Source organism: Anaerovorax odorimutans, from assembly GCF_024459955.1.
Lineage (GTDB): Bacteria > Bacillota > Clostridia > Peptostreptococcales > Anaerovoracaceae > Hominibacterium > Hominibacterium odorimutans_A.
In genome coordinates, this window is record NZ_JANFXK010000273.1 from 1 (window position 1) to 210 (window position 210).

Annotated in this window: 1 pseudogene; it reads left to right on the forward strand. The window is 51.9% G+C overall.

From position 1 onward, the window contains the following. Nucleotides 1–210 (forward strand): annotated as a pseudogene (locus NE619_RS18750) (glutamate 5-kinase); the annotation flags it as partial.

Genomic DNA, 210 nt, shown 5'->3' on the forward strand with positions numbered 1-210 from the left:
ATCAACAAGTGGAGCCGCCGGGGCGATATGTATTTCAAGCAGGCCCTGTGCGCCATCGGTCAGGTGGAGTTTATGATGGCCTATAAAGAATATTTTGGGGATTACGGTATCCTCGTGGGGCAGATTCTGCTGACCCGAGAAGATTTTCTGGATCCCCACTGGACGCTTAATATCCGCAACGCGCTGTTTACTTTGGTGGATGAGGGCGTG